Here is an 11,517-nt window from a genome sequence, read left to right on the forward strand (position 1 = left end):
ACAGCAGCCCCTGCTACCAGCCTGCCAGGAATTTCGGCTTAGCGTAGGCGCGCCCGGGCCGATCCAGTGACCTCCACTCCCCACGACCTCACGGCGGAAGCATCTGCAGCCAGCTCTGATCCGGTGGTGATGCCAAATGCAAGCACCGGTCAGGAACCTTCGAGAGTGTTGGTGGTCGAGCCGCACCCCACCCTGCGCACGGTGCTGGTGCAGCGGCTGCGTCAGGACGGTCATCTCACCGCAGCAGTGGCCAACGCCGCTGAAGCTTTAGAGGTTTGTCAGGAACAGTCTCCCGATCTCCTGGTGAGTGCAGAACTGCTGGAGCGCAGCTCCGCCCTGCGCTTGGCAGAGCAGCTGCGTTGCCCTGTGATTGTGCTGACCGCACGGGCCGGAGCCGAGCCGGTGGTGGGCCTGCTGGATGACGGTGCAGACGATGTGCTGCGCAAACCCTTTGGCCTCGAGGAACTGGCCGCCCGCTGCCGCACCCTGCTCAAGCGGGGGCACAGCGGCCTTCAGGAGCGGGTCACCGTTGGGCCTCTGGAGGTTCATCTGCTCCTCCGCCAGGTGACGCTGCGGGAGCAGCCGGTGGAGCTCAGCCCTCGCGAATTTGCCCTGCTTTGTGCACTCTTGATGCCGCCTGGGCTGGTGCGCAGCCGGCAGGAACTGCTGCGAATGGCTTGGCCTCCCTTTAGCGGTGGCCCCCGTTCGGTGGACACTCAGGTGTTGACCCTGCGCCGCAAGCTGGAGCAGGCCGGTCTTGGCGAGGGCGGTGGAATCACCACCGTGCGTCAGCGGGGCTACCGCTTCAGCCTCGACAATCTGCCGGCCAGCTGAATCAAGCGAATTCATTCCAGTCAGCGACTGGAATTCTGGGGTCAGGGTCCATCAACGCCACCCCGAAGCAACCTTGATGCTCAAGTCCTCAGAAGAGCCCTAATTCGTCTTGTGATGACGCAGGGCCTGCTTCAGCTGAGCCTCTTTGGTCGGGACCAGATGGTGCGAGGTCACCCAACCCAATTCACAGAGGTGATTCGCGCAGACCTTGAGCTGAACCGTGCCGCAGGGGAGGTTGGTGAGTTCGGTTGTCATCCGATCGGAACAACTGCATCGATTTCAACGTCTGAGCGACCCATGGCAACGCCAGACATCTGGACAAAATCAAGAGTTGTTTGCAGGAGCGTCTTCATTGCTTGATCAGCGCAGCCGGGTCAACATGGCGCTGTCGACACCCGGGAGCCCCCGCCGTGATCGGATTAACCAGGCTGTATTGCAACCAGGGAGAGAGATTTCTCCTCATCGATGTTGCCTCAGAAGAGGCTCCAACACGAGCCGAAGAGCTGCTCAACGAGGGCTGGGAGATCGAAGCGGCAATACCGGTTTGAAGCAAGACAGCGTTTCACGTCCGGATTGGGAGTGGCTGGTGGGATGAAGTCCCTGGAATGGGGGAGCTGCGCTGGTGAAACAATCCCTCAACTCAGGGAGTTAATTCCCCATTGGAACGGAGATGGTGTGAATACAGGGCTGAAGCCCAAAGAGCAAGCAAGGAGGAATGATCATGAAAACCACAACTCTCGGAATCGCAATCGGAACTGCAATCGCTGCCCTTGGTCTTGCGATCACAGCTGTTCCCGAAGCCAAGGCGGGTGGGGTTTATTGGAACAACAACGGTGGAGGCGGTGTCGTCATCAATCGCGGTTACACCTACGGTCCCCGCGGTTATTACAACTACGGCCCCAACTATTACGGAGGTCGCGGTGTTGTCGCAGGTCCCAATGGTGCCTGCGCTCGCGGTTACTACGGTCGCGGTGGATGCGTCCGTTACTGATCCATCGATCAATCACAAATCAAGCCATTTCACCCCGCCAGCACTGGCGGGGTGTTCTGTTTGGAAATACAGCTCTGTTCAGCCTGGATAACCCGCCGGCAAACTGATCAATCCCTGGGCCAGCGCCAGAGACGTGACCAGTTCGCCGGCGATCATCAGCACGGCCAATCCAGCCAAGAGCTGATACGTCCAGGGCGGCGTGAGACGGCCGATGCCCTTGGTCGACACAGGGGTGTTGGCGGCAAGAAGCTCCAGAAATCGATCGAAGCGCTCGATGCGTTGCGGCAGCAGCTGGTGGCGCAGATCGGCTGCCTTCACGTAATACACCGTTCCCCCCTGACTGGTGCCAACGGGAACCAGGGCCCGAATGTCCTGCCAACGCATGGACCAGCCGCGCCGCAGCAACCAGCGGATCCAGGCGGGGTAACGCACCTGAATGCCTTCGGCATCGGTCTCCACCCGTTCACTCAACAGACCGATCACCAACACCAAGCCCAGCAGCAGCCCTGCCACCATCAACCAGCGCGACTCCGCAGGGGCCAGCAATGGCAAGGGCAGCACCAAGGCCCCATACAGGCTGAGCAGGGTGAAGCGGATCAGGGGCGATAACCCGAAACGTTCGATGCCGTTCATCGGTCGTCTGGAGAACCGGGCAGCGGTTCAATCAGTTCAGACGGTTGGTAGGTGCCACCAAACACCTCCTGTTCACGCCCCTTCCAGAACTGACCGAGCCGCATCAGATCGGCATGGGCCTCCTGCACCTTCTCGAGGTAGAGCTGAGGATCCATCGAGTCCTTGGCTTCCTTGAGCTTCTGGAGCCGCAGCATCTGCAGATTCCAAGGCTTGGTCAGCTCGCCCCTCTGCTCGAGGTAGCGGGCCAGATCGTCCGACGACGGCTGAAACTCAGGCGGCATCCCAACTCCTACGGACGATCACGCTAGGAAGAAGATCAGGCCGGCAGCGCCCAGGGATTGAGGCCCAGGTCGGCCCCAACCCGATGGGCACAGGCAAACCCACTGAAGGCCACAGCGTTGAGGCCCTGGCCGGGGAAACAGGAATCACCCACGCAATAGAGGTTTTTCAGGCCCGTGCGGTTGAACGGCATCGGCAGCAGTCCCGGCAATTGCATCGCCGGAATCGGGCCGTAGCTGCCCTGAAAGCGACCCAGAAAACGTCGGTGACTGCGGGGCGTGCCGATTTCCTTGTGGGTGATGGCATCGGCGAGGCCGGGAAGGATCGCCTCCAGGCGCTGGATCAACCGTGCAGCATCCGCCTCCTTTTTCTCGCGGTACTGGCTGGGGGTCAGTCCCTGCCAGGCCTCCATCGATGAGGGCGTGAAGGTGTGAACGATGTGATGCCCGGCCGGGGCCAGATCCGGATCCAGCAGCGAGGGCATCGACACGAAGATCACCCCCTGCTCGTCCTCCATCCGGTTCCAGTCTTCGAGCAGAAGGTGATGGCAGTGGGTGCCGGCCGGAATCAGGTCAGCCCGAACCCCCAGATGCAGCGAAAGGAACGAAGGGGAAGGCACATAACGCTTGCGCCAGAACTGCTCCTTGCCCGGCGTGTGGGCGGCATCCACCAGGGCCTGGCCGGCGCGGCGCTGCTCATCACCCGCATCCGAGAAGGTGTCCCAGCGGGTTGCATTGGAGATCACACGCTTGGCGCGGATGACCTCTCCATCGGCCAGCTTCACGCCAACCGCCTGATCGTTTTCGATCAACACCTCGGTGACTCGGGCCTTGTAGCGAATGGCGCCGCCGTGACGTTCCAATCCCTTCACCAGCTTTTCGGCGATCACGCCGACGCCTCCCTTGGGGTAGTTGATCCCGCCCGCATGGCGATCGGAAAACACCATGCCGGCATTGATCATCGGCGTGCGATCCGCCGGCATCACCGACCAGCAGAAGCACTCGATGTCGATGAACTTGAGCAGCTGCTCGTCCTTGATGTGTTCGCGGGCCACCGCACCAACGTTGAACGGCAGCCAGCGGGCCAGCCCCAGACAGGCCAGTGGTGCCTTGAAGAACACCTTGGTGAGGTAGGCCGGATCCTCCAGCGAGAGAAGCGGCATGGCATCGAGGCAATTGAACACCTGCCAACAGGTGTCGTAGAAGCGGCGGATCCCCTTCGCCTCATGGGGAAACCGCGCCGTGAGATCGGCGATGAACTGCTCGTAGTCGCGATCCACGGCGATGCGCAGTCCACCGGGCATGTGGTACTCGAGCTGGGCGGGGTCGGGGATGGTGTCGCAGTGCTCCCCCACATCAGCAAGGGCCCGGGTGAGCAGGTTGGTGAAACCCTTTTTGCCGAAGCCGAAAATCATCGAGGCCCCCACATCGAAGGTGTAGCCCTCGCGTATGAAGGCACCACCACTGCCGCCGGGGATCAGATACCGCTCCAAGACGAGGATCTTGGCTCCCTTGGCCGCCAACTGACTGGCGGTGACCAAACCACCGATGCCGGAACCGATCACAACGGCATCCCACTGCTGGTTCTCGCTCATGGCATCGCTTCTTTGGGGGTGACGCTAAGGGGCCGTCTGCGGCCTTGGATCCTGGCGGTAAATCGGCGGCATCACCGTGAGGATCACCTCAGAGCGCACCGGACGTCCGAGTTCAGCACTGCAGCGGGCATCGATGTGATGGCGCAAGCCATCAATCACCCGACTTTCCTGGGGCTGCAGCGGATTGATGTAAACCACGACAAAGGCCGTGCGGCCGAGCTGCTGCACCGTGAAATCCATCATCTGCAGCTGAAGCCCCACCAGCTCCTGCATCAACACCATGCGGGTGCGCTGGAGCACATCCGGGTCAGCGGCACAGCCCGCGGCCTGGGCCATGGCATCCCGCAGCGCCGCCAGCGGTTCGCGCAGCAAGGCCAGGCTCACCGCCAGCACAAGCAGGGCATCGGTGATCGGCGCAAGGGCAGACAACGGCGTTGCCAAGAGCATCGGCGACGCCAGCAAGGCCAGACCGGTGGCCAGGGTGATCACGGCATCGATCCGGGCATTGCGGGCCTCTGTGAGCAGCAGCAAGGACACACGACCCGTGCGGCGCCAATCCCGGCGGTGCCGCCAGGCCAGCAATCCACACAGTGCCGTCATCAAAGCGGTGTAGAGCGCCACCGGCTCCAGATGCAGCGGCGCAATGCTGTTCCCCCGCCACCAATCGATCAAGGTGGAGCAGGAGCTGCCGACGCCAAAGCCGATCACCCCGAGCAGCACCAGGGAGCGAAACAGCACATACAGGGCTTCCTGGCCTTCGTAGCCGTAGGGCCAGGCTCGATCCGGTGGCCGCACCACGTTGCGGCTGATGCGACTGGCAATCAAGGACGACCCCACCAACACGGCGGAATAAAGGCCGTCCAACAGCAGGGCCGAGGATCCGGTGAGCACATGGGCGGAAAACCCAGCCAGGGCCATCACTGCGTTGGCTCCAACACCGAAGCGCAGGGAGCGCTGTTCGATCCGGCGAGCCTCCGCAGGGGTTGTCATGCCGTCACGGTCTGGGGTTGGAGGGCCCGCATCGGCTCCAAGTCCTGCAGGGCACGATCGCGGTAGGAGCCATAGCGCGCTCGCTTGTCGCGAATGCGTTCCGGCAGCTCCGGCAACAAACCGAAGTTGGGGGGCATCGGCTGGAACTTGGCCGTTGGTGCCTCACTGACGAAATGGGTGAGGGCTCCACTCATGCAGGTGGCCGGCAAATCAATGGGCTCCAGGCCCAGGGCCAGCCGGGCCGCATTGGTGCCGGCCAACCAGCCACCTGCCACGGCGGCGGCATAGCCCTCGGTGCCGGTGATCTGGCCTGCCGCCAGGAGGTTGGGGCGCTGGCGGAACTGCAGAGTGGGTTGCAGCAGCTGCGGCGACTCCAGGAAAGTGTTGCGGTGCATCACCCCGAAGCGCACGAATTCCGCCTGGCCCAGCCCGGGGATCATCTGCAGAACTCGCTTCTGCTCACCCCATTTGAGATTCGTCTGGAAACCCACCAGATTCCAGAGGCGCCCGTCCTTGTCTTCCTGCCGTAGCTGCACCACCGCATAGGCGCGCTTGGCTCGGCGGACATCGCGATCGTTCACATCGCCCCAACGGGGATCCCAGAGCCCGATCGGCTTCAGGGGGCCATAACGCATGGTGTCTTCACCACGACGCGCCAACTCCTCAATCGGCAGGCAGCCTTCAAAGAAGGTGGCGTCGTTCTTGTCGAAGTCTTTGAGTTCCGCCTGTTCCGCCTCCAGCAGGGCCTGGCGGAACGCCAGGTACTGCTCCTTGTCCATCGGACAGTTGATGTAGTCGGCATCCCCCTTGTCGTAGCGGCTGGCGCGGAAGGCCACTGACAGATCGATGCTGTCCCCATGCACGATCGGACTGGCCGCATCAAAGAAGTGGCAGTCGGCACGGCCGGTGAACTGGCGCAGATCCTCCGCCAACGGTTCACTCGTGAGCGGCCCCGTCGCCAAAACGGTGATCGCATTCTCCGGCGGTAGGGCCTGCTGCTCACGCCGTTCAATCGTGACCAGAGGATGCTGGTCGAGAGCCTCGGTGAGGGCAGCGCTGTAGCGACCGCGATCAACCGCCAAGGCTCCTCCGGCCGGCACCGCATGGGTGTCGGCCGTGCCGATCACCAAGGAGCCAAGCCTGCGAAGTTCCTCCTGCAGCAAGCCTGCGGCACGGTCGCTGCTCAGAGCGCCAAAGCTATTGCTGCACACCAATTCGGCGAAATCACTGCTGTGGTGCGCAGGGGAGCGTCGAATTGGACGCATCTCCACCAGAGTGACCGCAACACCTGCTCGGGCGATCTGCCAAGCCGCCTCAGTGCCGGCCAGACCGGCACCAAGAACGGTGACATGGGGAGATTGAGACAACCGGCTGCATCAAGCAGCCTTCAGCCTACGAAGCTCGCTTGCCTGGATCAGGCGCGGCTGCGCTTGAGCATCAGCTGCAGCTGACCCACAGCCGCACGGCCGATGTTGAAAGCAGCCCAGCTGACGGCGGCCAGGATCGGTGCAACCACCAGGAACAGGCGGGCATCGATACCCAGAACCTGGCCCGTGGTGATCACGCTGAAGGCCGAGTAACCGACGATCACCAGGATGAGGACCAGACCGATGGCAACTCGGACCATTCTTGAAAACGGAAATCTGTGTCGCCGATCTTACGGACTTCTCCGTTGATCCCACGACCTTCCTTGAAAGCTGATCGAATTCGCAGCAATCAGAGGAGTGCGTTCAAGGCCTGATCTGGGCGTGGGAGGCCGCCAATTGCGCGTAACGCCGGGCATGGCAGCGCTGTTCATCAATCGCCTCAGGGGATAACTCCCGCTTCACCGCCGCTGGCGCACCCATCACCAGGGTTCCGGGAGGCACATCCTTGGTGACAACAGAACCAGCAGCCACCAGGGCGCCTGCACCGACGGTGACGCCATTAAGAACGATGGCCCCAATGCCCACCAGGCATCCATCCTCGAGCGTGGCGCCGTGGATGACGGCCCTGTGCCCCACGGTGACGTCAGCACCGAGGCGAACCGGCTGTCCCGGATCCCCATGGAGCACGGCACCGTCTTGAACATTGCTGCCCGCTCCGATGCTGATCTGCTCGAGATCTCCGCGCGCAACGGCCGTGGGCCAGAGGCTGCTGCCCGCTGCCATCTGCACATTGCCAATCACAACGGCGGATTCAGCAACCCAGGCGTTGGCATCGATCTGGGGATCGGGCCAGGGCTTGGAGCCAGTCATGGCCATGGTTCAGCAGCCACCAGTCTCCCCGGCGACCTGAGTGATAACCTCATTTGGTGCCGAAATGGCATGCCCAAGCGGGCACGGGTCGCTAGCTCAGCGGTAGAGCATCCGGCTTTTAACCGGCTGGTCCTGAGTTCGAATCTCAGGCGACCCATATCCACGATTTGATGTCGTCTCGTGACTCAACCGAGCCGACGACCGAGCGGCTGTTAGAAAGCCGTGAATCTCTGATCAGGCCAACAGTTCAGATGGCGTATTTCGCATTCTTTGGCGTCACGATTCTTCTGGCATTGCTGGGTGGTTTGTTTTCTCGAGTGGCCGCAGAGCGCTATTGGATGTGATCAGCGGAAGAGGCTTCAGCGAACGTGTCTGAGGTTGATCTCGCCGTTATCGGTGCAGGACTGGCTGGCTGCAGCCTGATTAGCCGGCTCCAGCAGCTGGGATCTGACCTCAACATCGCTTTGATCGAGGCCGGCCGGGGGCCAGGTGGACGCACGGCCACCCGCAGGAGACGCGACCAAAGTGGCTGGCTGCTCAACCATGGAGCACCGGGATTCAACCTCAGTGAATCCATGCCGGAGGCCATGGATTCACTGCTGAAGCCATTGCGGGCAGCAGGTGTGCTTCAGCGGGACGAGCGAGTTTTGCTGTCGCTCAATGTCGAAGCCGGTTTGTCGCCTGCCACCAGCCCAAACGCCTATCCAAATGGTGGCTGGTGGCATGGTGTACCCAGCATGGCCAGCATCTGCGAGGCGCTTCTCTATACGGCTGGCACCGCGCAACTGAGCCGTCAGTTCGAAACCCGTGTGCGCTGGTTGGAGCGACGCCGGGACCATTGGCTGCTGGAGAACGAGGATCGAACCTGGAGCCTCAGGGCCAAGCGCCTTGTGCTCAGTGGAACCCTGCTGGCGCATCCCCGCTCACTGAAGATGCTGGCCTGGGATGACGTACCCCTGCGCACAGCCGTTGCAGAAGGCGTGGATGACGACCTCGACAAGGCATTGAGCCTGCTGCAACACAGCCAAGCCGAAGTGCGCTGGAACCTGATGGTTGATCTGGGCGTGCTCGCGCTCAACGCTGAGGAGCTTCCCGCTCAGATCTGGTTGGACGACGCCGCCAAGGCGCACTGGAAGGTGGAACGCCTCGTGCTGCAGCCGCAAAGCGATGGACGCTGGGGGCTTGTGGTGCATGGATTGGATTCCGGGGAAGCAATCACGCCCGAAAGCCAGGGGCACCTGCTGGCTCAGGAGCAACAGCGCCTGGTGGAGCTGTTGCCCGAACTGCTGCAAGCCCTGCCGGTTGTTTCAGCTGCGTTGAACCAGGCGACGCCGTTGGGTGTGATGCGCTGGGGCGCCTCACGGCCCCTCAACAACCCCTTACCGCAAGAGCTGCAGTGGTGCCCCACCAGCGCCGTTGGGTTCTGTGGCGACTGGATCGCAGGGCCTGGCTTCGGCCGAGCGGAAGGAGCGATCAGCAGCGGCGTCAACCTGGCTGAACAGCTGCACGCTGACCGCTAATCTCTGTGTGCGCCGGGGAGTGGCGCAGTTTGGTAGCGCGCTTGCTTTGGGAGCAAGATGCCGCAGGTTCGAATCCTGTCTCCCCGATGCGATAAAAAGTCAGTCCCCAGCTGACATTTCGACCGCTCCGCAAGGGGCGGTTTTTTATTGCTCAGGGGCGCCGTGGGTTGTACGTGGGTTGAGAGGGGGTGAAAAACGGTCCCCCAACCCACGGTCAGGAGGCCCAAAACGCACTCAGGAGACCCTTTGTGGTCAAGCGTGGGTTCAGTGCCTAGCGTCAAAGCACTGCAACAGCCAAAGCCCCTGAACCGCCGGGCCAAGGCAATCCACCATCCGGTGGTGCTCAGTTATCGACCGCCAATCTCCTCAAGTTGGTGAGTCGCTGAGGCAGGACGAGGACCACTTCAACCCACACACAACCCACGTTCACCTTTTTCTTGGTGCGTCGTGAGGTGTGGCTGGTCGTCTCGTCCCCGCTTTGCGGGCAATTAAATGAACAAACGATGGGCTTCAGAAGGGGAGTGCGTTGAGGTGCTTGGCCTCTCGCACACCGTCCTCACACGACTCCGCGCTTCTGGTGATCTTGTCGCTGGTGATCACTGGATCTGGATTGGCGGGCAACGCAATGGAAAGGTCGGTTACGACCTGGACCGCATCGAAACCTGGCAGCGGGAGCGCACCGCCCAGATCGTCCGTGATTTGGAGGCAGCCAAATGAACCCTTCGCGCGCAAGGAGAGCCGCCGATCTCGTCTTCCCGCTTCAGGAGCCCAACCCACTTCCTTCTGCCAGGTCGGTGCCTAAAGCTTGCACCGCTATGTCTTACAGAGACGCCAACCACCTCAAATCAACCTTCCATCGGGAACTTTGAAGTGAAGCGGGGACTTGGTTGCTGGAGAGGACGCAAACGCTTTGGGATGACGGGATGCCCGATGAAGCATCGGCGCTCTATTCAGAGTTCTCCAGGGGTCCTTCTCTAAGCGAATGACTTTGCTCTCACTTGATACAAAGTTCGGCATCCCGTAAGCACAAATGCTTACTAGGCGGTGTTAGACCAGTTGCATCGCATGAGAGCGAGGAACCCAGGAGGTCGAACACTCCTGGGTCTTTTCTTGGAAAACGCTCACGGCACCCACAGCAATCCCACCTCATCGGTGATGGTGGTGGTCGCTTGGCGTCGTCCCGCCTAGCGGCACTTTCAGTTTCCGAAGGAGCGATAGGGATACCGCTCCTTTTTTTGTGCCTTGTGGATACAGAAAGGGGTAGTTCCGCTCATGCCCTAGTGCTTTGACCCGCCTTAGACCAGGGATGAGGTCAGAGACCGCTGAAGCAGTAACCAGGTCTCAACGACCTTCAGGGGGGTGTCTGCTCATCCCCCTTCTTAATGAGCGGTTCTACCGATGGTGGAAGTGTTTGTAACGGAGCGAACATAAAAGAGCATCATCCGTAAGAGATGAATGCGTCGAACAGAGCAGAGGGTGGGACCTCTGCTTTTTCTTGGGTTGCTGACTCCAGTAGTCGTTTGGTCGTAATGGCGACGACCAGTAGGTGTTCTTCCCATCACCCTTGCTCTGTTCCCTTTGGTGAGGGGACAAGCGTCGAACAGGGGGGCGGGTAGGGACCGCTCCTTTTTTTTTGGCAGTTCGTAAACGGCGTCCACGGCACCACTGATGGTTTGAAGAGGGTGGTGGTGCTGGGACGCCAGCACGTTCGACGCATTCATCCCCTTTGTGGCGGCATTCCCTGCCGCCTTTTTTATTGCTTGCGGACAACCGAACCCTGAACGGTCGCCACTACCTCTTCTGACGGTTCTCCTACTCCTCACACGAGAACACCAGGAGGAAGGTGATGGGGCGTCAGAACGAGAGGACGGGACCTCTGAGGGTGGGATACCTCAGAGGTCTTTTTTTGTCGCTCAATCGCAGTACGTTTTCTTTCTGCTCCACTCAGTGCCATGGATTTTCTGAAGGCTTGCGATGAGATGAAGGTCTTCATCGAAACCGCACAGAAGTTGGTCGATGCCTGGGAGGCAGATCCAGACAACTACTCGCAGTTGGAGGAGGGGCTAACCGCCTTGAAGGCTGCGTTGGAGAAGTGAGGGAAGCTATGAAGAACCTCTCCCAGGCTGGCCTGGTCTTTCTGCTGATCGTGGCCGTTGGCGCAGGGGTCTGGCTCAACCGCACGGCATGGCGCCATCGACGTCTGATGTGGCAACTTCAGGCGGCAGTCGTTGCTGGTGGCGTCGGCTTCGTGGCTGGTCGGCTTACTGCTGGCAAGGAATCTGAGAAGCAGTAGAAATTTTTCTATGTGCTTCGAGCAAAAGGAGGCAGGTTGCAGACGACTGTGCGAATAGATCAGAAATTTTTGACCTAAGAACAAAAAAAATTCTGAACTGCAGTGCACCCCCAGCCGGGGTGATGGTGTCCTCGGAGTCCCCAAGA

Annotated in this window: 15 protein-coding genes and 2 tRNA genes; 9 read left to right on the forward strand and 8 right to left on the reverse strand. The window is 61.0% G+C overall.

Features of this window, described 5'->3' with window-relative positions:
• The first annotated feature begins 66 nt into the window (after positions 1 to 66).
• Positions 67 to 834 (forward strand): response regulator transcription factor, encoded by a 768-nt coding sequence (locus DXY35_RS12235; RefSeq protein WP_115082562.1) that lies wholly within the window; start codon positions 67 to 69, stop codon positions 832 to 834.
• Between the two features lie 99 nt (positions 835 to 933).
• On the opposite strand, the gene DXY35_RS12970 is transcribed toward DXY35_RS12235, so the two are convergent.
• Positions 934 to 1,089 (reverse strand): hypothetical protein, encoded by a 156-nt coding sequence (locus tag DXY35_RS12970; protein WP_170950645.1) that lies wholly within the window; start codon positions 1,087 to 1,089, stop codon positions 934 to 936.
• A gap of 466 nt (positions 1,090 to 1,555) precedes the next feature.
• Here DXY35_RS12970 and DXY35_RS12240 point away from each other — a divergent pair, with 466 nt between their 5' ends.
• Positions 1,556 to 1,825: a hypothetical protein gene (locus DXY35_RS12240; protein WP_137006749.1), complete on the forward strand. Its 270-nt coding sequence runs from the start codon at positions 1,556 to 1,558 to the stop codon at positions 1,823 to 1,825.
• Positions 1,826 to 1,903: 78 nt separating this feature from the next.
• On the opposite strand, the gene DXY35_RS12245 is transcribed toward DXY35_RS12240, so the two are convergent.
• The 7 genes from DXY35_RS12245 to DXY35_RS12275 form a co-directional block, all read right to left on the reverse strand.
• Positions 1,904 to 2,458 carry a hypothetical protein gene (locus DXY35_RS12245; RefSeq protein WP_115082564.1) on the reverse strand — a complete coding sequence of 185 codons (555 nt, stop codon included), beginning with the start codon at positions 2,456 to 2,458 and terminating at the stop codon, positions 1,904 to 1,906.
• The gene (locus tag DXY35_RS12250) at positions 2,455 to 2,739 is read right to left on the reverse strand and encodes a hypothetical protein (protein ID WP_115082565.1); all 285 of its coding nucleotides are present in this window, start codon (positions 2,737 to 2,739) and stop codon (positions 2,455 to 2,457) included. Before DXY35_RS12250 ends, DXY35_RS12245 begins: the two co-directional genes overlap by 4 nt.
• Positions 2,740 to 2,774: 35 nt before the next feature.
• A complete protein-coding gene (crtH, locus tag DXY35_RS12255) occupies positions 2,775 to 4,331 on the reverse strand; it encodes a carotenoid isomerase (protein WP_115082566.1) in 1,557 nt (518 codons plus the stop codon).
• A gap of 24 nt (positions 4,332 to 4,355) precedes the next feature.
• On the reverse strand, positions 4,356 to 5,321 hold the full coding sequence (locus DXY35_RS12260) for a cation transporter (protein WP_115082567.1): 966 nt from the start codon (positions 5,319 to 5,321) through the stop codon (positions 4,356 to 4,358).
• A complete protein-coding gene (gene trmFO, locus DXY35_RS12265; RefSeq protein ID WP_115082568.1) occupies positions 5,318 to 6,688 on the reverse strand; it encodes an FADH(2)-oxidizing methylenetetrahydrofolate--tRNA-(uracil(54)-C(5))-methyltransferase TrmFO in 1,371 nt (456 codons plus the stop codon). Before trmFO ends, DXY35_RS12260 begins: the two co-directional genes overlap by 4 nt.
• A 47-nt stretch (positions 6,689 to 6,735) precedes the next feature.
• Positions 6,736 to 6,858 carry a photosystem II protein Y gene (locus DXY35_RS12975; protein WP_025362202.1) on the reverse strand — a complete coding sequence of 41 codons (123 nt, stop codon included), beginning with the start codon at positions 6,856 to 6,858 and terminating at the stop codon, positions 6,736 to 6,738.
• A gap of 193 nt (positions 6,859 to 7,051) precedes the next feature.
• The gene (locus DXY35_RS12275) at positions 7,052 to 7,564 is read right to left on the reverse strand and encodes a gamma carbonic anhydrase family protein (RefSeq protein WP_115082569.1); all 513 of its coding nucleotides are present in this window, start codon (positions 7,562 to 7,564) and stop codon (positions 7,052 to 7,054) included.
• Between the two features lie 79 nt (positions 7,565 to 7,643).
• Here DXY35_RS12275 and DXY35_RS12280 point away from each other — a divergent pair.
• The 7 genes from DXY35_RS12280 to DXY35_RS12300 all read left to right on the forward strand — a co-directional run bounded on the left by DXY35_RS12280 (position 7,644) and on the right by DXY35_RS12300 (position 11,371).
• Positions 7,644 to 7,715, forward strand: a tRNA-Lys gene (locus tag DXY35_RS12280).
• A 13-nt stretch (positions 7,716 to 7,728) separates the two neighbouring features.
• Entirely contained in the window at positions 7,729 to 7,902 is a 174-nt protein-coding gene (locus DXY35_RS12980; protein WP_170950646.1) for a hypothetical protein, read from the forward strand.
• Positions 7,903 to 7,926: 24 nt separating this feature from the next.
• Positions 7,927 to 9,078, forward strand: coding sequence for an NAD(P)-binding protein (locus DXY35_RS12285; RefSeq protein ID WP_115082570.1), 1,152 nt, complete (start codon positions 7,927 to 7,929; stop codon positions 9,076 to 9,078).
• A 13-nt stretch (positions 9,079 to 9,091) separates the two neighbouring features.
• Positions 9,092 to 9,165: transfer RNA gene (locus DXY35_RS12290), tRNA-Pro, on the forward strand.
• 405 nt (positions 9,166 to 9,570) lie between these two features.
• Positions 9,571 to 9,795, forward strand: coding sequence for a hypothetical protein (locus DXY35_RS12295; protein ID WP_137006750.1), 225 nt, complete (start codon positions 9,571 to 9,573; stop codon positions 9,793 to 9,795).
• 1,235 nt (positions 9,796 to 11,030) lie between these two features.
• The gene (locus DXY35_RS12985) at positions 11,031 to 11,174 is read left to right on the forward strand and encodes a hypothetical protein (RefSeq protein WP_170950647.1); all 144 of its coding nucleotides are present in this window, start codon (positions 11,031 to 11,033) and stop codon (positions 11,172 to 11,174) included.
• Positions 11,175 to 11,182: 8 nt separating this feature from the next.
• On the forward strand, positions 11,183 to 11,371 hold the full coding sequence (locus tag DXY35_RS12300; protein ID WP_115082572.1) for a hypothetical protein: 189 nt from the start codon (positions 11,183 to 11,185) through the stop codon (positions 11,369 to 11,371).
• Positions 11,372 to 11,517 lie beyond the last annotated feature (146 nt).

The organism is Synechococcus sp. N32, assembly GCF_900473895.1.
Lineage (GTDB): Bacteria > Cyanobacteriota > Cyanobacteriia > PCC-6307 > Cyanobiaceae > Parasynechococcus.

What these genes read in the sequence shown, in the direction of transcription:
- DXY35_RS12300 (WP_115082572.1), top strand. Translation starts at nt 11,183, where the DNA reads ATGAAGAACCTCTCCCAGGCTGGCCTGGTCTTTCTGCTGATCGTGGCC.
- DXY35_RS12275 (WP_115082569.1), bottom strand. Translation starts at nt 7,564, where the DNA reads ATGGCCATGACTGGCTCCAAGCCCTGGCCCGATCCCCAGATCGATGCC.
- DXY35_RS12980 (WP_170950646.1), top strand. Translation starts at nt 7,729, where the DNA reads ATGTCGTCTCGTGACTCAACCGAGCCGACGACCGAGCGGCTGTTAGAA.
- DXY35_RS12970 (WP_170950645.1), bottom strand. Translation starts at nt 1,089, where the DNA reads ATGACAACCGAACTCACCAACCTCCCCTGCGGCACGGTTCAGCTCAAG.
- DXY35_RS12260 (WP_115082567.1), bottom strand. Translation starts at nt 5,321, where the DNA reads ATGACAACCCCTGCGGAGGCTCGCCGGATCGAACAGCGCTCCCTGCGC.
- DXY35_RS12295 (WP_137006750.1), top strand. Translation starts at nt 9,571, where the DNA reads ATGAACAAACGATGGGCTTCAGAAGGGGAGTGCGTTGAGGTGCTTGGC.
- DXY35_RS12250 (WP_115082565.1), bottom strand. Translation starts at nt 2,739, where the DNA reads ATGCCGCCTGAGTTTCAGCCGTCGTCGGACGATCTGGCCCGCTACCTC.
- DXY35_RS12245 (WP_115082564.1), bottom strand. Translation starts at nt 2,458, where the DNA reads ATGAACGGCATCGAACGTTTCGGGTTATCGCCCCTGATCCGCTTCACC.
- DXY35_RS12985 (WP_170950647.1), top strand. Translation starts at nt 11,031, where the DNA reads ATGGATTTTCTGAAGGCTTGCGATGAGATGAAGGTCTTCATCGAAACC.
- DXY35_RS12240 (WP_137006749.1), top strand. Translation starts at nt 1,556, where the DNA reads ATGAAAACCACAACTCTCGGAATCGCAATCGGAACTGCAATCGCTGCC.
- crtH (WP_115082566.1), bottom strand. Translation starts at nt 4,331, where the DNA reads ATGAGCGAGAACCAGCAGTGGGATGCCGTTGTGATCGGTTCCGGCATC.